We start from the raw sequence: 24,176 nt of genomic DNA, 5'->3' as shown, positions 1-24,176 counted from the left end.
AGGAGACGATCATGGGCGAACTCGCTCTCGTTGCGAAAATTACGCACGTACCGTCGATGTTCCTGTCGGAACTCGACGGGCCACGAAAAGGCAGCCGCCAGGACGCGATCGACGGCCATCGCGAAATCGCACAGCGCTGCAAGGCGCTTGGCGTCGACACGCTCGTCGTGTTCGATACGCACTGGCTCGTAAACGCGAATTATCACATCAACTGCGCGCCGCACTTCGAAGGGCTCTATACGAGCAATGAGCTGCCCCACTTCATCGCGAACATGCCGTTCGAAGCATCGGGGAATCCGGAGCTCGGCCGGCTGCTCGCGAAAACCTGCAACGACTACGGCGTCGAAACACTCGCGCATGACGCGACAACGCTCGCGCCCGAGTACGGCACGCTCGTTCCTCTCCGCTATATGAATGCGGATCGACATTTCAAAGTCGTTTCGGTTTCTGCGCTCTGCATGGCCCATTACCTGAACGACAGCGCGCGGCTCGGCTGGGCGATGCGCCGTGCAGTCGAAGAGCACTACGAAGGTAAGGTCGCGTTCCTTGCAAGCGGCAGCCTGAGTCACCGTTTCGCGCAGAACGGACTCGCACCCGAATACGCGTACAAGATCTGGAGTCCGTTGCTCGAAACCCTCGACCGGCAGGTCATCGACATGTGGGAGCGCGGCGACTGGAAGACATTCTGCGAGATGCTGCCGGAATATGCAGCGAAGGGACACGGCGAAGGTTTTATGCACGACACCGCGATGATGCTCGGCGCACTCGGCTGGTCCGACTACGACGGTCGCGCGGAAGTGCTGACGCCGTACTTCGCCGCGTCGGGTACCGGACAGATCAACGCGGTATTTCCGGTTACACCGCAAACCGGCGATGCGATTCCGGCAAGCGAAGCGTCGTCGGCCAAGCAATATCGCGCGTTTCCGCGCCTTTGAATCGGCCGACTGCGGGGAGAACACGATGCCACACCTGACGATCCTCTACACCTCGGACCTCGACCGCTCCGTCGAAAATGGCGGCACGGACATGCACGCGCTGTGCGCGAAGCTCGCCGATACGATGCACGCGCAAAGAGACGAAGCTGGCCAACCGGTGTTTCCCACGGGCGGCATCCGCGTGCTCGCGTATCCGGCCACCCACTGCTCGATCGCGGACGGCGGTGCCGCCGGACGCGCGGCGGGAGGTACCGGCGAATACGCATTCGTCTACCTGAACCTGCGAATCGCACGTGGGCGCAGTTCCGCCGTGCACCAGGCCGTTGGTCGTGCGCTCGACGCGACGACTCAAGAACATTTCGCGCCGCTGCTCGCCACGCGACACATCGGTATCACACTGCAGATCGACGAAGGCAACGAGGTCTACAACTCGCGCAATAGTTCACTGCATCCGCTTTTCACACAAGGCTGACTCATGCTTCCGCAAGATACGATCACGTCACTGGCCCGCCAGTTGTACGACGCGCGCAAAACGCGCACGCAACTGCGTCATTTCTCGAAGCAACATCCGGAGATGACCATCGAGGACGGCTATTCCATCCAACGCGAATGGGTAAAGCTCGAACTCGCGGACGGTCGGGTAGTCCGGGGACGCAAAATCGGCCTGACGTCGCGCGCGATGCAACAGGCGAGCCAGATTACGGAACCGGACTACGCGCCGCTGATGGACGACATGTTCTTCGACGCAGGCGGCGATATTCCGATCGAGCGCTTCATCGCACCGCGCGTCGAGGTGGAGCTTGCGTTCATTCTCGACAAGCCGCTTCAAGGGCCGGGAGTCACGCTGTTCGACGTACTGTCCGCAACCGGCTACGTCGTGCCGGCAATCGAGATCATCGATGCGCGTATCGAGCAGTTCGATCGCGAAACGCGTGCGATGCGCAAGGTGTTCGACACAATCAGCGATTTCGCAGCGAACGCGGGAATCATTCTCGGCGGACGCCCCGTCAAGCCAATGGATATCGATCTTCGCTGGGTCGGCGCCATGCTCTACAAGAACGGCGTGATCGAGGAAACGGGACTCGCGGCCGCGGTTCTCAATCATCCTGCCACCGGTGTTGCATGGCTCGCAAACAAGATTGCACCGTACGGCGAATCGCTGAACGCGGGTGACGTCGTGCTGGCCGGTTCGTTCACCCGTCCGACCGCAGCCGTGGCCGGCGACGCGTTTCATGTCGACTACGGCCCGCTCGGGTCGATCTCGTTCCGCTTCGCGTGAGAGACGCCATGCAGATCCCAACGAACACGTTCCGCGACGCCCTGCGCGCGGGCCAGACCCAGATCGGCCTGTGGGTCGGGTTGGCCGATGCCAATGCTGCGGAGCTACTGGCGACGTGTGGCTTCGACTGGTTGCTGCTCGACGGAGAGCATGCTCCGAACGACGTGCGCGTCGTGCTCGAACAACTGCGGGCCCTCGCGCCCTACCCGGTTCATCCGATCGTCCGGCCAGTTTGCGGCGATCCGGCACTCATCAAGCAGTACCTGGATGTCGGTGCACAAACGTTGTTGGTCCCGATGGTCAACACCGCCGCATATGCCGAACAGACGGTGCGTGCGATGCGCTACGCGCCCGAGGGAATCCGCGGCATGGGCGCGGCGCTTGCCCGTGCGTCGAGATGGAACCAGATCAAGGACTACCTTGACCGAGCAAACGACGAAATGTGTCTCCTCGTGCAGGCGGAGACGACGGAAGCCATTGAGAATCTGCGCGACATTGCAGAGGTGGATGGCGTGGACGGCGTGTTCTTCGGTCCGGCCGATTTGTCGGCATCGATGGGATACCGTGGACAACCCAATCATCCGGAAGTGCAGCGAACGATCATCGAAGGCATTCGCACCGTCCTCGACGCCGGAAAGACCGCGGGTGTGCTGATGGCCAACCAAGAGGTTGCGCAGATTTACCTCGATGCCGGCGCAAGGTTCGTCGCGGTCGGGGTCGATACCACGCTGCTCGTTCAATCTGCGTCCTCGCTCTCGCAACGCTACAGGCAGAAGAATGCGCGCGCAGAGGATGACAACGCCTCATCCGCGGGCGTCTACTGAACATACCGGAGTAAACAGACGATGAACTTGAAGGACGCAGCTCTGCTGCAACCGAAGGCCTATATTGCCGGTCAGTGGCAGTCGGCAGACGATGCCGGTCAGACGTTCGATGTGGTCAATCCGGCCAACGGTGAACTGATTGCGTCGGTGCCGCACATGGGTTCGATCGAGACGCGTCGCGCTATCGAGGCCGCGAACGCCGCATGGCCGGCGTGGCGCAAGAAGACCGCGAAAGAACGCGCGGCGGTCCTGCGCAAGTGGCACGACCTGATGATGGAAAACGCCGACGACCTCGCGCTGATCCTGACTACCGAGCAGGGCAAGTCGCTGGCCGAGGCGAAGGGCGAGATCGGCTACGCGGCGTCGTTCCTCGAGTGGTTCGCGGAGGAAGGCAAGCGCGTGTACGGCGACACGATCCCGACGCCGGCGAGCGACAAGCGCATCGTCGTGACAAAGGAAGCGATCGGCGTGTGCGCGGCGATCACGCCGTGGAACTTCCCGGCGGCGATGATCACGCGCAAGGTCGGCCCGGCGCTCGCGGCAGGCTGCCCGATCGTCGTGAAGCCGGCCGAGGCAACACCGCTCACCGCCCTCGCGCTTGCGGTGCTGGCCGAGCGCGCGGGCGTGCCGGCCGGCGTGTTCAGCGTCGTCACGGGCGACCCGAAGGCGATCGGCGGCGAACTGACGTCGAACCCGATCGTGCGCAAGCTGTCGTTCACCGGCTCGACGCCGGTCGGCCGCCTGCTGATGTCGCAATGCGCGGCGACGGTCAAGAAGGTGTCGCTGGAGCTCGGCGGCAACGCGCCGTTCATCGTGTTCGACGACGCCGATCTCGATGCGGCCGTGCAGGGCGCGATCGCGTCGAAGTACCGCAACAGCGGCCAGACGTGCGTGTGCACGAACCGCTTCTACGTGCATGAAGCCGTGTACGACCAGTTCGCGCAGAAGCTCGCGGCGGCGGTCGGCCAGCTGAAGGTCGGCCGCGGCACCGAGCCCGGCGTCACGCAGGGTCCGCTGATCAACGAAGCGGCCGTGCTGAAGGTCGAGGCGCACATCGAAGACGCGCTCGCGAAGGGCGCGACCGTCGTGACGGGCGGCAAGCGTCACGCGCTCGGCCACGGCTTCTTCGAGCCGACCGTGCTGACGGGCGTGACGCCCGCGATGAAGGTCGCGAAGGAAGAGACGTTCGGGCCGCTCGCGCCGCTGTTCAAGTTCAGCAGCGACGACGAGGTGATCCGCCTCGCGAACGACACCGAGTTCGGTCTCGCCGCGTATTTCTACAGCCGCGACATCGGCCGCGTGTGGAAGGTCGCCGAAGCGCTCGAATACGGGATGGTCGGCATCAACACGGGCCTGATCTCGAACGAAGTCGCGCCGTTCGGCGGCGTCAAGCAGTCGGGCCTCGGCCGCGAAGGCTCGCACTACGGCATCGACGACTACGTCGTGATCAAGTACCTCTGTCTCGCAGTCGGCTGAAACCGCGGCCTCTTCCAGCGGCGGTCCACGCACTCTCAGTTGCACCGGCACTTGCAACTGAACTTTCGCTAGCCATCGGTCCCGATGGCTAGCGAATCCTGGACTCACCGACAATTCCCGGCACGCAGCGACTTTCGAAACCCCGTTTAGCGTCGCGCCAAATCTAGTGTCCTCCCGTAGACATCCGATATTTCACGTGTGGCGTCCTTTAACCCGAGTCGGTGGGGCAGAGAGACAGCTTGCGAAGTCTTGCTGACTGGACTGCATTCCCCGGTCGGTAGCTTCTGCCAACGAAGCATCAGGACGTTCAGTGCTCGCGGCACACGGAGAATACTCTGCCGCGACAGGTATATCGCAACGCCCATCATTTCCACATTGGTGTCCTGCTGCGGCCAGACAAGGCGCTCGTGGTTACGTTGGCGGCCGCGACCGGTATCGACAGCGATACCCGCGCCATTGATGTCAAGCCGGCCCCGATAGATGCCTTGCTGAGCCGAAGCATTTCGAGACCGCACCGTGTCATATTGTCGTTTGGCCTTAAAGCTCGAAAAGCTACGGTCAGAGGTACCGGCGGCTTTCCAGTCGTGTTCGGCCAATCCCCGGCATGCCGCGTGTATGCAGAAACGACAACCTGACACAGACAGCGCACTCAACGTCTCTCGGCCGCACTGCAGCGCCGACTCTCGGTACGCTCGCATCTGACCGACCCGTTAATACAATCGAAGACCGCTTGCGATTGTCGCCAACGCGGCTGCACCGAGCACCGCTCTCCCCGACTATCTGGCGTCGGGCGGTCAGTACGATTCCGCTACCCCATTGCGCATCCGAACGGACGAAGCTGGTCTCCAGGGGTAACCGCCGCCCTAACCGTCCCCGTAGGAAAACTACGTGACCTACGCGGTCACCGGATGATTGTCACCGCCACCATTGGCGCGTGGAGTCTATAGATAGTCACTCGCAGTCATCCGCTGCTCGATTTTTTGTAACTAAACTACATTCCAGCTTCGCAGAAGGCTTTCTCCAAGCGACTGTATATCCAACAGTTCGCGCGTACTTGCAAGCGTACGGGACACGGTCGATTGAATCGGCACGCATTTTTCCGGCGATTCTTCGTTCGACGATCTCATTTTAAATAAAACTTAATAAACTGTTTGGATGATAAATGTCTACGAAGAAGATCGCCGTTGGGCTAGTTGCGTCTATTGCGCTAGCTGCAAGTTCACACTCCTTTGCCCAATCCAGCGTTGAGCTTTGGGGAATCATGGATTTGGGCATTGCCCGGAATACAGGTAACTCAGGGATCGTCATGCAAAGCGGAGCAGCCGACAGATTCGGCCTACGCGGAACAGAGGATCTTGGAAACGGAACGAAAGCATTCTTCGCTCTTGAAAGCGCCTTCCATGGACAAAATGGACAACTAATCTCGCAATTCTGGATTCGCGAATCCGTTGTCGGCCTTAAAGGCGACTGGGGGAAGTTGACGCTCGGACGGGAATATACGCCCGTGCTGATCACCATGGTTAATGCAGACCCGTGGTGGTACGACACGGTGGCAGGAAATGGCCGGCAAATCTCTCTAAATTACAATGACCCCTGGTGGTCGAATAGTTCCGTAACCTACAGCAAGGACTTCGGCCCAGTTAATGTGACGGCGCAGGTCTCGGGGAAGCAGGGAAACCTCAATCCTTACCAACCGGACGCTGGCGACGCGCAGCGAATGCCGAAGGGCGCGCGCATAACATACTCGGACGGCCCGGCCTACGCATCGGTTGCCTGGTGGGACTCGGGAATCGCCAAGACTCGACTTACTGCAGCAACGGCCAAGTACGACTTTGGTATTGCGAAACCTTATTTTGGGTTCTCCTACGGACGCGACGCATCGACAAACAACATTTTGCGCAATCTCATTGTTGCGCTTGTCGTTCCAGTGAGCACGGCCGAAATTCGATTCTCTTTCGATCGATTCGACAACCTGACAGCGAGAACAACAGATTCCCAGCAACTCGGAGTCGGATATTTCTACAATGTTTCAAAAAGCACAACGCTCTACACAGATTTCTCGTATGACTCGAAGATCTCGGGCGGAAAGTGCGGATTTGATTTCGGCATGAAAACCATGTTCTGAGATTCATCCCGGCGATAAATTATCAAACCTCCTGAGCAACAGGGCAAAAAATGAAGAACTTGAGACTTTCCGAAAAAATCGGATACGGGCTCGGCGATTTCGCGAGCAATCTGATTTTCAATAGCGTCAACACGTACCTCCTGTTCTTCTATACCGAGAAATTCGGCCTTGCGGCAGCTGCAGCCAGTACGCTGTTGTTCGTGGCACGCGTCTGGGACGCAATCGTCGACCCGGTAGTCGGCGCTGCCGCAGACCGCACCAGGACACGCTGGGGCAAGTTTCGGCCGTATCTGCTGTTCACGCCAATCCCGATCGCGGTCGTCGCACTCATGACCTATTCGACGCCGGACTTGGCGTCGGGGGGCAAGCTCGCGTGGGCTTACGTGACATATATCGCGCTCATGACACTGTATAGCGTCGTTAACATCCCTTACGGTTCGATGCCAGCAGTTCTCACGAGCGATCCACGCGCGCGGGCCGAACTCACGACGTATCGAATGATCTTTGCATTCTCTGGCGGCATCGTCGTCAATCTCGTCACGCTACCGGTCGTGCACTGGTTCGGTGGCGACAGCGCACGCGGTTATCAACTTGCCACGGCCTTTCTCGCCGTATTAGCCGTCATCGGCTGGTGGGCATGCTTCGGATTGACGCAGGAGCGTGTCGTGCATCAATACCGGCAACCGTCGAATCTGCGGTCCGACCTCCGGACCGTATTCGCCTCACGTGCTTGGTGGATGCTGCTAATCATGGGCTGCATGATGTTTTCCCTCTCGCTCTTCCCGTTCTACAGCGGCATGTATTTCCTTAAGTATGTGTTCCTCGAAGAGTCCGCAGCATCGACTTTCTTCACTGTCGCGACGTGCGGAATGCTGTTCGGCGCGATTCTCAACATGGCGCTTGTCAAGGTTCTAGATTCGCGCTTGTTGGCGGTAGTCGCGGGATTTTGGGGCGCCGTTTTTTCAATGGCCATGCATCTCGTCGAACCTGGCCACGCAATCGCGCTGAACGCCTGCGTCTTTCTCGCACTGATGGGCGTGGGCGTTGGTGCGCCGGCACTTTGGGCAATGGTCGCGGATTGCGCGGACTATATCGAGCTGGATAGCGGCCGACGCGTCGTCGCCCTCACTGCAAGCTCGGTCTCGTTCGCGATGAAGCTCGGCTCGGGGGTTGGGGGTGCGCTGGTTGGCTACACGCTGACCCACTATGGATACGTCGCAAACGCAGCACAATCTGGAACCACGCAGGCTGGCATCACGATGATGATGACGATCTTCCCAGCCGTCGGCTATGTGTGCTTTTCCGTGGCCGCCATGTACTTCCCCGTCACAAAAGCCGTAAGAAGCGAGCTCGAGTCACAGTTGCAGGTTGCCCGTCGAAAACGAGAAGCTGCGAACGGATGACGCCGGTCGCGCGACCCTGTCCGCTCCTCTATACCGAACCCCATGACTAAGAGACGCTACACGTGAACGATGAACTGTTGAGAAAGTCACCCTTCAACCTGGGCGACGTGGAAATCGAATGGGTAAGAAAAACCTTCGCGCAGCTTACGCGCGCTGAACGCATCAGCCAGCTTTTCATCCTGCTGCTACTCGGCACCCGCGAGGAGGATTTCGACCTCGTCCGCCGACTGAAGCCAGGTGGCGTGACCCGGTTCTTCACGAGCGATATCGAGTATGAGCGTTCACAATTGGCCAGCATCATCGACTCGAGTACCGTTCCACCGGTGATCACTGCGGACCTGGAAGGAAGCCGCCAGAGCTTTCCTTTCGGCACCGCAGTGCTAAATCAGCTAGGGTTAGCTGCGGTCAACGATGTCGATGCGACGCAAGCTTGTACCCGCATTCTAGCCAGCGAAGGGCGTGCGCTAGGCATCCGATGGTCATTTACTCCGGTTATCGACATCAACGCTGCGTTTCGGAGCGCAATCGTTGGAACGCGCTCATTCGGCAGCGACATTGCACGCATCGAACGACATGCACTTGCGCACATCCGCGGCATGCAGGAAACCGGTGTTGCAGCAACAGTGAAGCACTGGCCCGGCGAAGGATTCGACGATCGAGACCAACATTTGGTCACCACGATCAATCCGCTTGATGTCGACACGTGGGAACGTCACTTCGGACGCCTCTACCGAACGATGATCAACGCCGGCGTCATGTCGGTAATGTCCGGACACATCGCATTTCCGGCGTACGTCAAGAAGCACGTTCCGGACGCCGGCGTCGAGGCATATCGTCCGGCATCGATCAATTACCTGCTCAATCAAAAGCTGTTGCGCGAGGAACTTGGATTCAACGGCCTCATCGTCTCCGATGCAACCGAAATGGCAGGTCTCGGCGCGTGGTGCGATCGAACTGAAGCGATCCCGCAGATCATCGCGAGCGGTTGCGACGTCGTTCTGTTCTCCATCGAGCCCGAAAAGGACATGGCAGCAATTGATTCTGCGCTGGCCAACGGAACGCTGGAAGAATCACGGTTCAACGAGGCAGTCGTCAGAATGCTTGGCATGAAGGCCGCGCTACGACTCCACGATCCCAGTCGCCCCCTGTTGGCTCCGCCCGATTCAATACGCCAACACTTCGCCAAGCCCGAGAGCACTGCACGCTCTTCGGCCGTAATTGCACGATCACCAACGCTGGTGAAAGATACGCAGTCGATTTTCCCTTTGGATCCGGCCGTTTCTCGTAGGGTTCTTTTTATTACGAATGGAATCACCCATCCGTTGGTCGGACCCGCGGAGTTCGCGCTCCCTGATCTCCTTCGCGACGAAGGCTTTACGGTCGTTGCTTACGACCCTTCGCTGGCAGTCTCTCCGGACGACTTCGATCTCGTCATCTATGCGTTAGGCGACGAATCTCTACTGACCCGCAGTCGAATTTTCATCGACTGGGCGAGTATCGGCGGCGGAATCGGCCGCGCCATGGAGCGATATTGGCATCGGATTCCTACGGTAATGATTTCGTTTGGGCATCCATATCATTTGTATGATGCCCCACGCGTCCCGACCTACATCAATGCATACAGTACGTTGCATGAAGTGCAGAAGGCGGTTGTCGAATGTCTATTGGGGCGGCAACCGTGGAATACGGATAGCCCTGTCGACGCGTTCTGCGGGCTAGGAGACGCGCGATTTTGACGACGCCGGGCGCATTCGCCGATTGGATGCGCCCACATGACCAGGCTGCGTCCGCCATGACCGGATAGTCGCCTGGATGACCACCGCAGTGGCAGCATCAAACCAACGAACTGTCACCCTCAGACAGGTCAGCCGAAGCCGTTCACATTAATCTGATTGGGTCAATCATGTCGACTGCCCTGTCAAAGGCGCAGCGGCTGGTAGAACCTCCGATCACTACCTCTACTTGCTGGACAATATGATGCATACCATCGCTTTTCTGTTTAAACGCAAGCCTGGCTTGACGCGCGAACAATTCGAGCACCACTACAAAGTCGTTCACGGTCCCATCGCGGCAAAGCTGCCGGGACTGCTTGAGTACCGGCATTACCCCGTTCGAGACGCAAACCGCGGCGATGTTCACGCACACATCCCGCCCGGCTTCGATGCACTTTCCGTCTACACGTTCGAAAGTGAAGAGGCTGCCGAAGCCGCATGGAATTCGCCTGAGAACATTCCGGTTCAGGCGGACACCCTCGAATTCATCGATCTCGACACGATGGTCACGCTTCCACTGGTGCTTCGCAAGGTGGTTTGAGCATTTGCCGGGTGAACGCCACGCATTCACCCGGCAAACCAAAGAAGGGATCCGAGAACAAGACCGAAAAAGCGCTCGCGAAGCGCGTAGAGGACTCTCGCGCCGCAGGGCTACGACATCAATGCGCCTTACCGAGAAGACTATTCGGCACGATACCGAACGCCTTCTTGAAGGCACGAGTGAAATGCGAAAAATCGCTGAAACCGAAGATGATCGCAGCCTCAGAAACTTGCCGGACTTGTCCTTCGGCGAGCGCACGGTAACTCGCCGCCAATCGTCTCTGCCACAGCCACCGGATCGCAGTTGTCCCCTCGATCGCGAACAGACGGTGTATGGTGCGCGGCGCTATATGACACTCGGCCGCAATCACCGCGATATCAAGATCGGCATCGCCAAGGCGATCGAGCATGTAGCGTTTGACGCGCTCGAGCTGGGCGCCTTGCCGCGAGTCGTTCTCTCTGCACCCGAGCAATTCATTTTCGATCGCGGCTGACAGGATATCGACGACCGAGCCGCTCAGACGGGCAGCTAGTCGCTCATCCGCAAAGTCGCCGACCCTGACGGACTCACGAAGCAGTGAATTGACGAGCGACCCAAGCTTTGAGTCACCGGGAAATCGCCGGGCCATCAGCTTGTCAACGTCCGAAACGCGCGCCAGCAAAACCGGCCGCGGTACCTTCATGTTCAGCGCTCTGTAGCGCTCCCCGAAAAGCAGCGAAAACGGTTGCGCCGCGTCGTACAACCCGATGTCACCGGGGCCGAGTACCGCACGTTGGCCACCTTGCTCTATCGAAAGACAGCCCTCCTGGATCAGACAAACCTGGAGGTCTTCGCTAGGGTGCTGCCGGATGGTGTCCATCGTTCGCGCATAAGACGTCGCTGTCGACGAAATATCCGTCAATTGCGCTGAGCCAAACGGACGCACGGTCACTTCAGCATCCAGTTGCCCATCAAGCGAATCGCAATCCACCGACACGTATGTGCGACAAACCACGTCCTGCCAGAACTCGAGGCGATCCAGCGGTGCGATCTCGGAAGTGGAGAAATGTGTCGTCGCCATAGCGCTATACCAAAACAATAAACACCATACACAAAGCAAAAACCAGACCAACTATTAGCGCACCGTTTGCACTTCGTCGAACCGTTCTGGCCATCGGATTCACAACGTCGGTCCGGCAGCGCGCCGCGAGAGTGCCGAAGGCACCAATTTGGACGGGTATCCAAGACCCCCGGTGCCTCGTAGGGGCACCGCCATAAATGTCGCACCGGTGACAGTAACTTTGCTCTATCTGAGGGTTTCCAGCAACGAGCGTTTTCCCTCCCACACCAAATGTCTAATCAATCATTGTTGCGAAAACTGGCGAGTCAAGTCCAACACATGGCGTTCTCAAGCGAGTGCGTCGAATTTCGCATTCGTACAGTCATCGTCATCCGAGGAGCCAACGACAAACGCCACTTATCGCCATTTGGGGGAAAGCTTCATGTCAATCGAAGTGCAGGGAAACATCACGATTCGTCGTGCATCGGGCCACGGGAACAAGGTCGCATCCCTTTCCGTTCGCCTCTCGTGTTTTGCCGCAGGGGCGCTTGCGCTCGCGTGCTCGGGAAGCGTCCACGCGCAGTCGAGCGTGACGCTGTACGGGAAAATCGATGCCGGCGTTCGATACGTTTCCGCTTTCGACGGGAAACACGCCAACACCTATCTTTCCACCGGTGGGATGGATCCGAACGAATGGGGTATCAGAGGCACCGAAGATCTCGGTGGCGGCACCCGCGCGGTCTTCACGCTCGAAAACCAATTCTCGGCCGCGAATGGTTCTGCGCCGCCCGTCAGCACCAGTCCGCAACTCTTCGGGCGCCAGGCATTCGTCGGTCTGGATTCCGACAAGTATGGTGAGCTGACGTTCGGCCACCAGTACAACGCCATGAACGTTCTGTTCGGGTACGCACCGATCTGGGTCGACGGTGCATCGCCGTTCTACGTTGCCGGTGACAATTTCGCGCTCGGCTACCGCACTAACAGCAGCGCCGTGTATCAGAAGTCTTTCGGTCCGGTCTCCATTCAGTTGGACTATGGACTGGGCGGACAGCCGGGAAGTGTCGCGAAAGGCAGAACCTTCGGTGGCAGCGCTACCTACACGATGTCGAACGCCTTGATCGGCGGCGCATATGAGCAGTTCAAGAGCACGGACGGTACCACTCTTGTGCAAGACTGGACCGCAGGGGGCCGGTACACGGTCGGCAAGCTCTCGCTGTTTGCCGGATACATGCATAACGCCATGAGCGGCGCCGAAAGCCAACGGCGCAATCTCTACTTCGGTGGCGCCCAGTACGAAGTAACCCCGGCGTTCCTGCTGTCCGGCGGCTACTTCTACTACCAACAGTCGGAGTGTAACGGCGTGTGCACTCCGGGGATTACCGCGTCCGGCGGCAGCGGCGGCGGACAGATCTACGGCATCAGCGCCGGCGGCGGCACCGGACACGCGAACGTAGTAGCGCTGTCGGCGCAGTACTTTCTGTCCAAGCGGACGAAGCTCTATCTGGAGGCAGACACCTACCGTCTCCGTGGCGGCGCCGCACGCGACCAGATCTTTTACTGGACCGGGACCGACAACCCGAACCTCAAGTCGGTCAACCAGTATGGCGTGATGGCTGGCATTTCCCACTCCTTCTAACCTACGGACCAATCGCCATGTTCATCCAGAAATCCATGGTTCCGCTCGTGCGTCATGTGGCCGCGGTCGTCGTGACCCTGGCTGCGATCGCTAGCCCGGCGCATGCCGCCCAGTCGAACCCGAAAGTCATTCTGCTCGCCGCAGACGACGTATGCGGATACTGCGCGGCGTACAACACGACCGCCCTGCAGTATGCGAGGCAAAAGGGCATCGACCTCAAACTGGTCACCAACAAGTTCGATGCGGCACAGCAAGCCTCCCAAGTCGATCAGGCGATCGCCCAAAAGCCTGCCGCAATTCTCCTCTGGGCCATCGATGGCACGGCACTCCTCCCATCGATGCACAAGATCAAGCAGGCTGGCATTCCCCTCCTTCTGACGGACGTCCTTCCGGACCAAAAGTACGACAGTATGTGGCTGCAGTACACCGGCGGCGACCACGAAGCCGAAGGGCGTACCGCCGCTCGTCTGATGGTCGACGGATTCAAGGCAAAGGGCCTCGGGAATACCGGCTCGATCATCGAGATCACGGGTTATGTCGGCCAGGCTCAGGTGATCGCGCGATCCAAGGGCTTCCGAGAAGAACTGGCCAAGCTCGCGCCCGGTATCAAAATCGTGGGCTCGCAGCCCGGCAATTGGGACCAAGGTACGTCGACGACAGCCGCGGCCGGCCTCTTCACGAAGTTCGGGAAGGACGTTAAGGGTGTCTTCGCACAAGAAGACGCAATGGCGGCCGGCGCGGTTGTCGCCGCTGAGCGAGCCGGCCTGGATCCTTCGAAGCTGTCGGTCGTAGGCATGGGCTGCGAGCCGATCGGTGTCGGCTTACTGAAGTCCGGAAAACTGTACGGTACCGTTCTTCAGTCGCCGATGGACGAAGCGCACTACGCCGTCGACAGCGCGGTCGAAGCGCTCGGCGGGAAAAAGCTCGACAAGGTCCGGTACGTACCTTCGCCGGCCGTCACGGCAAAGGACGACGTCGACCACGTCTGCAAGCCTTGGCCGGCAGCATCCCGATAAGCTGATCTGCATTACGAACAAACGGGTATCCATCGCGATACCCGTCATCCTTTCATAGAGAAGCATCATGTCCGACTCCATATTGATCGCGCAGAATCTGAGCAAGCGATACGGCGGGATACAGGCACTCCGCGATGTCAACTTCGAACTCGGGCGCCAGGAAATTCATGGGCTATGCGGTGAGAATGGCGCCGGCAAAAGCACGATCGTCAAAATCCTCGGCGGATTCGTCAAGCCAGACTCTGGGTCGATCACCGTCGACGGACAATCGTTACCTCTAGGCGAACGCGTCGATCCCCGGGTGATCTCGATCGTCCATCAAGAGTTGTCGATTGTTCCCCACCTCTCCGTACTGGACAACATCATGCTCGGGGCATCCGAGGTAGGGATGATCTATCTACGGAACCGCTATGCAGCAATCGCACGTGAGCATCTTGATGCTGTCGGCCTCACGCACATCGATCCAGCTCAACCGGCTTCGACTTTAAGCCTTGCCGAGCGGCAACTCGTCGAAATTGCACGCGGCGTTGCACGGGGTGCGAAAGTCCTACTGCTGGACGAGCCGACTGCCACCTTGTCCGACGCCGAAATCGAGCGAGTCTTTACGGTTCTTCGTCGCCTTAGGGACAACGGAGCTTCGCTCGTGATCATCAGTCATCGCCTTGACGAAATCTTCGCATTGACGGACCGAGTTACTGTGTTCCGGAGTGGTCAACACATATGGACACGGCCGACGCCCGAAATCACTGGCCCCGAACTGGTACGTGGAATGATCGGCCGCGACTTGGTCCGAGGCGCACAGGCGCCATCTTCGCAACTGCAGCCCTCCGGCGTTCCCCGTGTCCGCACGCGCGCCTTATCGCTTCCTGGCCGGTTCAACTCGGTCGAGCTCGCATTTGCCAAAGGCGAAATCGTGGCCATCGCGGGACAACTTGGTTCGGGAGCCGAAACCTTCGTCGAGGCGCTTGCTGGCATGCACGCCGAATACACCGGGCACGTCGAAGTGGACGGCGAGCCGATTCATCTGAACAGCATCGAACGCGCGCTCGGTTCGGGTATCGCCTACGTGCCCGAAGACCGCGCCGGAAAGGGCGTTTTCCTTGACGCCGCTATCGGGATCAATCTGACATCACAGATCCTTGACACGGTCAGCGCTAAAGGGTGGCTCTCTTCGAATGCGGAGCAAGCTCGCGCCTTTTCGCTTGCAACCGAGTTCCAGATCGACCCTACCCGGCTCCCTCACGATGTCTCGACGCTCAGCGGTGGGAATCAGCAAAAGGTTGCAATCGCGAAAGCAGCCGCCACTGGACCTCGCGTGCTGGTACTCAACGAGCCGACCCGCGGTGTCGATGTCGGGGCGCGCGCAGAAATTTACGCGCGGCTGCGCGAAATGACACGGACGGGGATGACCGTGATTTTCTATTCGACAGATCTGGAGGAGATCATGGAGGTCGCGCAACGCATCGTAACAATCTATCGCGGCAATGTCGTTCGTCTCCTCGAGCGGGCCGGAACGACAAGCGACGACATTCTCCATGACATCCTGCACGGCGCGAGTGCCTCGGAGGCCGCATGAAAGTCGCAGCCCACTCCGTCTCGCACGCACCCGGCAAAGCCAACTCAAGGCTCTATATGTGGTTCCGTAGTCAGTTCAGCCCCAACCGCGTGCAAGCAACGTCGATCCGTATCCTGTGCGTCGCCGTACTACTCGTCGCCGGAGCCATCGTTCCGAACTTCGCCTCCGCGTCCAATCTGGCAGCGATCATCTATTCGACAGCGGCCATCGGCATCGCGGCCATTGGGCTCGCCGCCGTGACACTTTGTGGCGAACTGTTCCTGCTGTCGACAGGCGCGACTGCAGCATTTTCCGCAATCGTATTCGTCTCAACGCTCGGTTTCGGCATAGTGCCGGCTTCTCTTGCGGCGTTGGCGACGGGCCTCGTTGCTGGCTCCCTTCAGGGAATCGCGATCGGATTTCTGCGGTGCAATCCCATTATCACGTCCATCGCGGCGGCCTCGGTAATCACCGGTATCGCCTCGTTGCTCACCGGCGGACGTACTCTGATTGGCGAAGGCGACGCATCGTGGCTGGGCCTCGGTGTGGTATTCCCGGGATTACCGCATCAGGGGGTAATCCTCATGATTGCGACCGCTACGCTCGAGCTTGTCGTTCAACGCTCGCGATTCGGCCGCGAGTTGCGACTTGTTGGCATCAATCGTGTGGCCGCTCGGATCGCTGGTTTGAGAGGCAGGACGACCGTTCTCTTGAGTTGCACACTCGCAGGCGGCGCTGCAGCAGCAGCTGGTGTACTCATCGCGTCACAGTCCGCTACTGCCAACCTGCTCGTCGGAAGCGACCTGAACTTCAGCGCGATCGCCGCTGTGCTGGTCGGCGGGATCGGGATCGCGGGAGGTCGCGGCCGCATCTCGGACGCGGCATTCGGTGCCTTATTCCTCGCGATTATCGGCAACCTGCTGCTCGTAAAGAACCTTCCGTACGAGGCTCAACTCGCCGTCAAAGGCGCAGCAGTGCTCTTGTCGGTCGCGATTGGTGCCGTCCTTGGCGGCAAGCGTCGCTAACAGCTTATCGAATCTCCGATTGCCATGAATACAATCCTTTTGCGCATCAACTGGCGGCCTGCACTTCCGATCGCGTTGTTGATAATCTTCTTTCTTCTCAACCACGACTTTCTCGCTGTCGGAAACGTCTACGCGCTAATGCAGGCATTTGCGCTGCTCGGTCTCGTTACGCTGGGCATCTCGATGACGATGGTCGCCGGTGAGTTCGATCTCAGCGTGGGCGCGGTTTCGGCCGTTGCCGGACTGGTTCTCGTGAAAACGGGAGAAGCACATGCCATACTGGGAGTCGTCCTCGCGATAACCACGGGCATCATGATTGGTGTGGTGAATGGTGCACTTACGCGTACGCTGCGCGTCTCGTCGCTGGTCACAACACTCGGAACGATGATTTTGCTCAACGGGCTCGCCGTCTGGCTGGAAGGTGGCAAGGTACTGGCCTACAACAACTTCGAAGAGGCAGATCTGCTCGATCAGGCGATAGCCGGCATCTTCTCGACGCGAAGCCTTATCGCGATTGGCTGCTTCCTGCTCGTTGCTCTGATCCTTGCCGTTACGCGACTCGGCCGCGACATACGAGCGGCAGGTAGCCATCGGAAGGCGGCCGAAATGGCGGGCGCCAACGTATCGATAGCGCTCTACGCCTCGTTTGCACTGTCGGGTGGATTGGCCGCACTAGCAGGTGCGCTGACATCGATCAGCCTCTCGACCGCGTCGTCAAGATTCGGAGGTGACCTCGTTCTTCAAGCCGCAACGGCAGCGATTATCGGTGGGGTCACACTCACGGGAGGTGTCGGGACACCAGCGGGAATTGCCTGCGGAGCATTGACGCTCGCGATCCTGAACAATGGTCTCAGCCTTCTGGGCGTTCCGTCGTCGACGATACTGCTCCTCAACGGCACGATGTTATTCGTCGTTCTCGTCATGGATCGCCGCGACACACTGCCCCGTCGCATTTCTGCATCTCTGCGAACACCGAGTCGGGGCTGAGTACACCGGATTGCGACGGGCGTCACTGTCAATGGCAGGCCTGCACTGCGCGTCGCAACAATCCACCGCATTCCGAGCTGGTTCAACCCCCATTTCCGGGGACTCGCGGTTATTGACACGCCGAGCATATCTATCGACGCTCACAGACCAGTTCCGGACTACCGTTTCAGTGAAGCTATTATTTCTTTTACTGGAGAAGGAATCATGTCCTCCGATCATGCGAAAAACACCTTGCGCTTGCTGATGCCTCAATGGCAGGGTGGCAACAACCCCCCTTACCATTTTGGCGCGCAGTTACTCTCGTGGCTCGCCCCACCGGCAACCGGCCCTGTCGAAACGGTTGAGGTTGCACCACCGACCGACCGCCCGTTGCCGCTTGAAGATGGTATCGTCGCCCGGACCGCTCTGCTCGAACAACTGCGAGCTGCACGGAGTTGCATTGACCGCCATATGCCGGACCGTATCGTAGTGCTTGGCGGCGACTGCCTGGTAGATCTGGCACCGTTCGCCTATTTGAACGAACGGTACGACGGCAAATTGTCGGTTCTATGGATCGACGCGCATCCGGACATCATGACGCCGAGCGAGTTCCAGCACGCCCATGCGATGGTCCTCGGAAACCTCCTCGGCGAAGGTGACCATGATTTCGTAGAAGCGGTAAGCCGTCCGCTGGAGCCTGCACGGGTGATGTATGCGGGACTCAAACCGGCTTCGCCGCCGGAGGAGTCCTTTATCCATCGACATACCCTCCGACGAGCAGGTCCCGAAGAACTCGCGACCAGCAGTGAACCCGTACTGCGCTGGCTTGAGGAAACGAAAACACAGCATCTCGCGATTCACTTCGATCTGGACGTCCTGGATGCAGCTCAGTTCCGGTCCCTTCTCTTCGCTGATCCGCAAGCACCCGCCGGCACATTCGACGGAATCCCTCAAGGCTCCATGTCGATCGAGCAGGTCGTTCGACTTATCAACGATGTCGCCAACGTGACCGACGTAGTCGGCCTCGGTATCACCGAGCATCTCCCGTGGGACGCTCTTGCGATGAAGCGTATGTTGACGCAGCTTCCCTTGCTGGCTTGACGATCAACACGTGCAGGTGCCCTACAGGGCATCTGCGTCGACCATCAAGTCCATACGGACATGTCACCGGTCACCCGCACATTAGGCCCCTGCGCCTAAACAAACACGTTCCCACGCGAGCGTCGATTTATTTCCGAGAGCCAATGGGCCGAGAGCACTATCGAACATCGACCCCAAGCCCGCATCTCTAGATAACGCATCGCGCCGCCTAGGTTCCTTCCTTTTCCAACTCGGAAAATAGCAATTTGCCTATCCACCAGATTGATCGTCCAAAATTGTGGATCAGTTGCTCGCCCTGCCGCATGAACGAACGGCTCACATCAATTTCGGCAAGCTTGAGCGCTTCTCCGATCTTCGAACTGGTCGGATGCGCGTCACCTACCCGCATATCATAGGTGCCAGCGATAGGGCCAAAGATGTGGCGAGCTTTCTCGGCTCCAACCTTTTCCGCCAAGATATCCTGAAGGAGCTTGTTTGATCCCAGCTTCTCCTTTTCCGCATGTGTCGAAAGCTTGCGAAGTGCGCGCACATCGAGACGATCCGAAAACACCCGAACAAGCTCCTTCGCGAGCCTGAGCAATGAAGATTGGTCCTTGCTCGCGAAGCGCGACACGTGCTGCATGACTTCCGCATCATCAATCTCGTGTGTGTACAGCCCGACATTGAAGCTCTCGCGAAAGCCCCCTTCTAGCATCCGCATGCTTGCAAACAACAATTCTTCGACAGCATGCGTGGGCGCTACCTGCGCCTTCACTTGCGCCGACAGCAACTCATTGGAAACCTTTCCATCAGGCACCACGTTGTGAGCCGCCCAAACGTGCTGCTCCCATGCGGAAACGCGCGCAACATCATGGGCGTAGACCGTGACTAAATCGGACGCGTTAATTCCGAAGTGCGCGACGTAACCAGAAGTGGAGCGAATACCGCCCGTTTCCGCTGTGTACCACTCAAGAGAAAAGCCGCGATGGCCAAGCAGTTCGGTTACTATGCTAGAGCGGAACCACAGCCAACGACCGATATCCTCATTGTTTAAATCGGATGACGCCATTCGCTTTCCGTCAGTCTCAACGATGAATTGAGGAAGGTTCCGATCCGCGTCGCCTCTAACGCGAACGCTCTGCCCCTGGTGTTCGATCCATTCGTCGCGCCAAAATTCGCCCTCGACCCGCACACCATCTGAACCGCTGTGATGCCCCTGCGCTGTCTCATAATCAGTGTTGTCATCGCTTTCGGGCCCCATCACAGGAGCGTCTTCATCTTCATCAACATCGGTTCGCCATGCCCGGAAGCTTGCCCAACTTCCGCCGAACACATCGTCCAAGCTGCGGACGCGAAGCTCTAACCGCCCGCCGTCCCGTTCTTCTTCGCGGTCCTCCAGATTCTCGTATGCGCTGCCTTCGAGCGCGGCGACGTTTTCGACTCTTTGGCGGTAGTAAGAGAGGCGAAGCGAAAGGTTCCTAGCTGCCAAATAATCCATGAGAAATTCGCGCTTGATCTCGATCAGATGAAACTTTCCCTTTTCATCAAGAACCTCGCGGGCTACGACCACGAAATCTTCTTCCGGCCTTACCCAGTTGTTTCCGTCCTTTATAAGATGCAGAGCAACGACAAGATCGGGATTCAGAATCCACTGCGTTCCACCAATGACAGGTTGTGGATGTTCGAAAACAAGTTCGACTCCGATGGGTTCCTTGTCGTTGTACTGATACTGATCGATAGGCGAATAGTGTCCATCCTCGTAAGCATACGGCTGCACATTGTGACCGATTCCGATATCCGACCAGCCAAGTCGTTCCGCGACCTCACGATGCTCCGGTGGGAACGCAACAGACCCACACCCGAAGTATTCGCTGACATAGCCCACCTTCCGAACGTCACCCTGCTCGTCGTTGTGCGACGCCCTCAAAGGAACCCAAGTTGCCCCAGCGAAGGTTCGGCGCGTTTCTTTTGTTTGCAGAATCCAGTCTCGGTTCATCGCTAATCCCTTTGAAATGCCAAACCCCAAGGTCTCTTGCTGGCAGCTGTTTGGGCCCACATGTATCTACAAGAATGAGTGCATAACGCAGGCTAGCATACGTATTTCTGGACGAGTAGCGATCAGACAGTAAGCGGCCAGCTAACCCATCTTGACGGCGAGTTTATGCGGCGGTCGAGAAAGGCTGCGAGCGATGCGGTAGGCGGCACACTGGGTTTCCTCGGATGCCGGCAAACTCACCGCGATCGACTGATCTCCGCGGCGTACCTCGATGCGGATCTCTGGTGAATGTGGACTCGGCGTTCCGAGTGCCACCACGACAAAGGCTGGCAGCGACGGTGGCGCGGCCGGCGGACTGCCCGTTGGTCTCTTGGGAAGTCGACCTTCCGCCTGATCGATCCAGGGCCGCAGCAGGTTCGCGTTGAGCCTAGGCTCAAGCGCGACAGCAGCAACCGATACGCCGATTCCCTGGCAGGCTGCAACCACCTACGCCTTGAACTCGTCGGTGTAGCGTTGCCGACGACGACGCTCGGGGAGTACTTCCGATTCGATAGTGTTCACGTGTCCGCTTATTCGTTAGATGGACACGATACTCCCAAGCGCCGCGGCCAAACTCAAGACGGGTTGCCCGGCCGCTTACCCGCAATTCAATATGATCTGCATTAGACCAGTCGAGTTGTTCCCCAACTTCGGCCGAAGCTTCAGGGTCAACGCTCGCACAGATCCGATTCGGGGAACGCGGTGTTTGCGCTATGTTTGATAGCGGTCCAACGTGGTGGGTGCTAGAAGCTGCAGGAAACCCGCTTTGATCGCCAGGCATCATGCCGCGGCCGTAGTGGCCGCGGCAACGAAACGGGCTGGCACCGTTACTTCGTCAGCGCGTCGGTCCTCGCGAACTTGTGGTGCGCATGGATCTTACGAGGCGCAATCGTGAATGATCGTACCCTGCCTAAGCCTGATCACTCGTACTCGCCATAGCGCGGATAATCCGTATACCCGATTTCTCCGCCCGCATACATCCCCTTCTCTTGGAATGCGTTCAACGGCGCTCCCGCCTTGATGCGCTCGACCAAATCGGGATTTGAAATGAAGCTTCGCCCAAACGCAACGAGCTGCACTCGCTCGTCTTCGACCAGAGCTTTCGCGCTGTCCACTGAGATCCCGCCATTCGCAATCAAGGCGCCCTTGAAATGAGGCCTCACGATTCCGAGAATCTTTTCGAGGTCAGGTGTCCCGAACCATCCGTTCGTATCGGCGATGTGCAAATAGCCAACCTCCCTCCTATTCAGTAAGTCGGCAAGATATGCATACGTCTCTTCGACCTGGTCGTCGAGCGCGCCATTGTAGGCAGCATATGGAGATATCCGCACACCCACTCGCGAAGGCGGAATCACCTGCGACACGGCATCGATGATCTCCCGCAAAAAGCGCACTCGGTTCTCAACCGAACCGCCATATTCGTCCGTACGTCGGTTAACACGCGCGGAGAGGAACTGGTGAGGAAGATACCCGCTTGCAGCGTGGATTTCCACACCGTCGAAGCCTGCGTCCACGGCATTTCGAGCCGCCTGCTGATATTCGTGCACGGTTGAGTGCACTTCATCCACCGTCATGGCACGCGACGGCGTCGCCGTCACTCTGACATAGTTGCCGTTAGCAAGGAGGCCCCATACGTTGAGGCTCTCGATGTCGTCGTTGAAGCCAGATGGAGAGATCGGTTGTTGCCAGTCCAGCAACCCCATCGCACCAATTCGCCCGCCATGCCAGAGCTGCGCGAAGATGCGTCCGCCGGCGTCGTGTACCTTTTCCGTCACCAAGCGCCACCCTCTTACCTGGTCTTCGGTATACAGCCCCGGCGCACGATCGAAAGGTCGAGACATCGGGCTCACGTTCGTTGCCTCGGAGATCAGCAGGCCCGCGCTCGCCCGTTGCGCATAGTACTCAGCCATGAGTTCGGTCGGCACGTCGCCGTGCGCTGCCCGTGCGCGAGTAAGAGGCGCCATGATTAGACGATTCGCGAGATCGAGATCTCCTAGCTCAAATCGATCAAACAAACTGCTCATATGTGCTCCTGATAAAGCCACCACAATTGGTATAACGACGACCAGCCCGCTCTAAGTGCGATCAACCGAGTGGGCCGTACGATGTCACTCAGCCACCCTGGACTCCGAAAGCGAGTACTTCACTTGCCGCCTGCGGTTGTCGTATAGCCATAGCAATGCGAAGAAGATCAAAGTCGCGACAGGCATGACGCTTCCATTTCGGAATATCGTTGCGGCGGCAACCGCGAGCGTCTTGTCAAATGCCGGTGTGCCGAGCGCGAGATGCCGAAACGCCTCTGCACCACCAGCCGCACTGATCTTCGCGGCATCAAACATCTTCCCAAAGATCGGCATCATTACGTACGTCGACAGCATGCCGGCCGAAGCCATGGTTCCGATTGCGAACGACCCGCCCGCCGGGAATCGTTCCGATGCGGCGGCAAGTGTCGTCGGCCACATAAACGATGTGCCAACGCCAAACAACAACGCCGCAAACAACCCCGTGGCGGGCGTGGTCGCGTGACTGAGCATCAGTAAGCCCACAAATGCGAAAATCGAGGCAAACAGCAGGAGGCCCGCGGACCCCAGTCGACGATTCAGCGGCCCTGCAAACAACCTGACAACGAACTGGACCGAGTAAATGAAGGCAACGATCCAGAATCCTTGCAAGCCGACAACTTTCGTCAGCGTCAAGTCGATCCAACTGCTTGGCACGAGCTCCGTCGCTGCCGTCAGGAACATTGCGGCCATGCACAGATAGAAGAGCGGGCGCTTCAGCGTCTGATGCAGCATCTCACCGAATGAAACACCGTGAATAACGCGCTCGCTTAGTGGGTACTTCAGCCGCGTGATCAGCACCAGAGCGATGCAGGCAGGAACGAAGACGACACACAGTTCGAAGCGCCAACCGAGCGACAGCTTCTCGACGACCACACAGACCGGAGCGGCCACAATCATGCCCAGCGCATATGCCCCGTGGAAAAGGTTCAGCTTGCCGACCTTGCGGGTCGGATAGATGCTGACCACCAGAGGGTTGAGGACACTCTCGAGTGCGCCCCACGCCAGCCCCTGCATTAGGGAACCTGCCCATAGCAACGCATAGGCGTGCTGCGTCCCGGGTTGCGCGAAGCAAACCAATACGGTTCCGACGAGATACGTGCAAACGCCCACGAAGTGCAATCGCCGCATCCCGATTGCGTCAACAAACGGAGACATCACGAAATTGGCGATGGCAAAGCCGAGAAACAGAACGCCCAGAATCTCGCCGATTTGGGCACCTGAAGTCAGCGGATCGACCGCGTCGAAGAACTGAACCTTGATAGCCGTCGCTGCATTGATTCGCAGTAACATCTCCAAGCCCATGCAGAACTGGGTGATGAAGGCGGCCACGAAAATCCGGCCTACCGGCACGCCCTTTAAGCTGTCGAGCGTCTTCTGTTGATCCAGCATGCTCATGATCTTGTCTC

General features: G+C 58.7%; 19 protein-coding genes. 15 read left to right on the top strand and 4 right to left on the bottom strand.

Annotation, left to right across the window (positions count from 1 at the left end):
• Positions 1-11: 11 nt before the first annotated feature.
• The 9 genes from hpaD to WS61_RS10320 all read left to right on the top strand — a co-directional run bounded on the left by hpaD (position 12) and on the right by WS61_RS10320 (position 10,355).
• The gene (hpaD, locus tag WS61_RS10355; protein ID WP_059500404.1) at positions 12-935 is read left to right on the top strand and encodes a 3,4-dihydroxyphenylacetate 2,3-dioxygenase; all 924 of its coding nucleotides are present in this window, start codon (positions 12-14) and stop codon (positions 933-935) included.
• A gap of 25 nt (positions 936-960) precedes the next feature.
• The gene (locus tag WS61_RS10350) at positions 961-1,407 is read left to right on the top strand and encodes a 5-carboxymethyl-2-hydroxymuconate isomerase (protein ID WP_059500403.1); all 447 of its coding nucleotides are present in this window, start codon (positions 961-963) and stop codon (positions 1,405-1,407) included.
• A gap of 3 nt (positions 1,408-1,410) precedes the next feature.
• On the top strand, positions 1,411-2,214 hold the full coding sequence (gene hpaH / locus WS61_RS10345) for a 2-oxo-hept-4-ene-1,7-dioate hydratase (RefSeq protein WP_059500402.1): 804 nt from the start codon (positions 1,411-1,413) through the stop codon (positions 2,212-2,214).
• 8 nt (positions 2,215-2,222) lie between these two features.
• Positions 2,223-3,038: a 4-hydroxy-2-oxoheptanedioate aldolase gene (hpaI, locus tag WS61_RS10340; protein WP_059500401.1), complete on the top strand. Its 816-nt coding sequence runs from the start codon at positions 2,223-2,225 to the stop codon at positions 3,036-3,038.
• A gap of 21 nt (positions 3,039-3,059) precedes the next feature.
• Positions 3,060-4,514 (top strand): NAD-dependent succinate-semialdehyde dehydrogenase, encoded by a 1,455-nt coding sequence (locus WS61_RS10335; protein ID WP_059500400.1) that lies wholly within the window; start codon positions 3,060-3,062, stop codon positions 4,512-4,514.
• A gap of 1,162 nt (positions 4,515-5,676) precedes the next feature.
• Positions 5,677-6,639 carry a porin gene (locus tag WS61_RS33035; RefSeq protein ID WP_095211666.1) on the top strand — a complete coding sequence of 321 codons (963 nt, stop codon included), beginning with the start codon at positions 5,677-5,679 and terminating at the stop codon, positions 6,637-6,639.
• 50 nt (positions 6,640-6,689) lie between these two features.
• Positions 6,690-8,042 (top strand): MFS transporter, encoded by a 1,353-nt coding sequence (locus WS61_RS10330; protein WP_059500399.1) that lies wholly within the window; start codon positions 6,690-6,692, stop codon positions 8,040-8,042.
• 62 nt (positions 8,043-8,104) lie between these two features.
• Positions 8,105-9,778 (top strand): glycoside hydrolase family 3 protein, encoded by a 1,674-nt coding sequence (locus WS61_RS10325; protein ID WP_059500398.1) that lies wholly within the window; start codon positions 8,105-8,107, stop codon positions 9,776-9,778.
• A gap of 241 nt (positions 9,779-10,019) precedes the next feature.
• A complete protein-coding gene (locus tag WS61_RS10320; protein WP_157692718.1) occupies positions 10,020-10,355 on the top strand; it encodes an EthD domain-containing protein in 336 nt (111 codons plus the stop codon).
• Between the two features lie 118 nt (positions 10,356-10,473).
• On the opposite strand, the gene WS61_RS10315 is transcribed toward WS61_RS10320, so the two are convergent.
• The gene (locus WS61_RS10315) at positions 10,474-11,415 is read right to left on the bottom strand and encodes a helix-turn-helix domain-containing protein (protein ID WP_059500396.1); all 942 of its coding nucleotides are present in this window, start codon (positions 11,413-11,415) and stop codon (positions 10,474-10,476) included.
• Between the two features lie 421 nt (positions 11,416-11,836).
• Here WS61_RS10315 and WS61_RS10310 point away from each other — a divergent pair, with 421 nt between their 5' ends.
• From WS61_RS10310 to WS61_RS10285, 6 genes are all read left to right on the top strand, one after another.
• A complete protein-coding gene (locus WS61_RS10310) occupies positions 11,837-13,030 on the top strand; it encodes a porin (protein ID WP_059500395.1) in 1,194 nt (397 codons plus the stop codon).
• Positions 13,031-13,047: 17 nt separating this feature from the next.
• Complete coding sequence (locus tag WS61_RS10305) at positions 13,048-14,046, top strand: sugar ABC transporter substrate-binding protein (protein ID WP_059500394.1); 999 nt, start codon at positions 13,048-13,050, stop codon at positions 14,044-14,046.
• A 67-nt stretch (positions 14,047-14,113) separates the two neighbouring features.
• A complete protein-coding gene (locus WS61_RS10300; protein WP_059500393.1) occupies positions 14,114-15,622 on the top strand; it encodes a sugar ABC transporter ATP-binding protein in 1,509 nt (502 codons plus the stop codon).
• Positions 15,619-16,626, top strand: a complete 1,008-nt coding sequence (locus tag WS61_RS10295) for an ABC transporter permease (protein ID WP_059500392.1) — start codon at positions 15,619-15,621, stop codon at positions 16,624-16,626. The genes WS61_RS10300 and WS61_RS10295 overlap by 4 nt, the downstream gene beginning before the upstream one ends.
• A gap of 24 nt (positions 16,627-16,650) precedes the next feature.
• Positions 16,651-17,613 (top strand): ABC transporter permease, encoded by a 963-nt coding sequence (locus tag WS61_RS10290; RefSeq protein WP_059500391.1) that lies wholly within the window; start codon positions 16,651-16,653, stop codon positions 17,611-17,613.
• Positions 17,614-17,817: 204 nt separating this feature from the next.
• Positions 17,818-18,693: an arginase family protein gene (locus tag WS61_RS10285; protein WP_059500390.1), complete on the top strand. Its 876-nt coding sequence runs from the start codon at positions 17,818-17,820 to the stop codon at positions 18,691-18,693.
• Between the two features lie 208 nt (positions 18,694-18,901).
• On the opposite strand, the gene WS61_RS10280 is transcribed toward WS61_RS10285, so the two are convergent.
• The 3 genes from WS61_RS10280 to WS61_RS10270 all read right to left on the bottom strand — a co-directional run bounded on the left by WS61_RS10280 (position 18,902) and on the right by WS61_RS10270 (position 24,165).
• Positions 18,902-20,668 carry a hypothetical protein gene (locus WS61_RS10280; protein WP_059500389.1) on the bottom strand — a complete coding sequence of 589 codons (1,767 nt, stop codon included), beginning with the start codon at positions 20,666-20,668 and terminating at the stop codon, positions 18,902-18,904.
• Between the two features lie 959 nt (positions 20,669-21,627).
• Positions 21,628-22,731, bottom strand: coding sequence for an alkene reductase (locus WS61_RS10275; protein WP_059500388.1), 1,104 nt, complete (start codon positions 22,729-22,731; stop codon positions 21,628-21,630).
• Between the two features lie 84 nt (positions 22,732-22,815).
• Positions 22,816-24,165 carry a sugar MFS transporter gene (locus tag WS61_RS10270; RefSeq protein ID WP_095211665.1) on the bottom strand — a complete coding sequence of 450 codons (1,350 nt, stop codon included), beginning with the start codon at positions 24,163-24,165 and terminating at the stop codon, positions 22,816-22,818.
• Between the last annotated feature and the right edge of the window lie 11 nt (positions 24,166-24,176).

Source organism: Burkholderia sp. ABCPW 11 (assembly GCF_001523445.1).
GTDB lineage: Bacteria > Pseudomonadota > Gammaproteobacteria > Burkholderiales > Burkholderiaceae > Burkholderia.
This window is presented reverse-complemented; position numbering and strand designations above follow the sequence as displayed.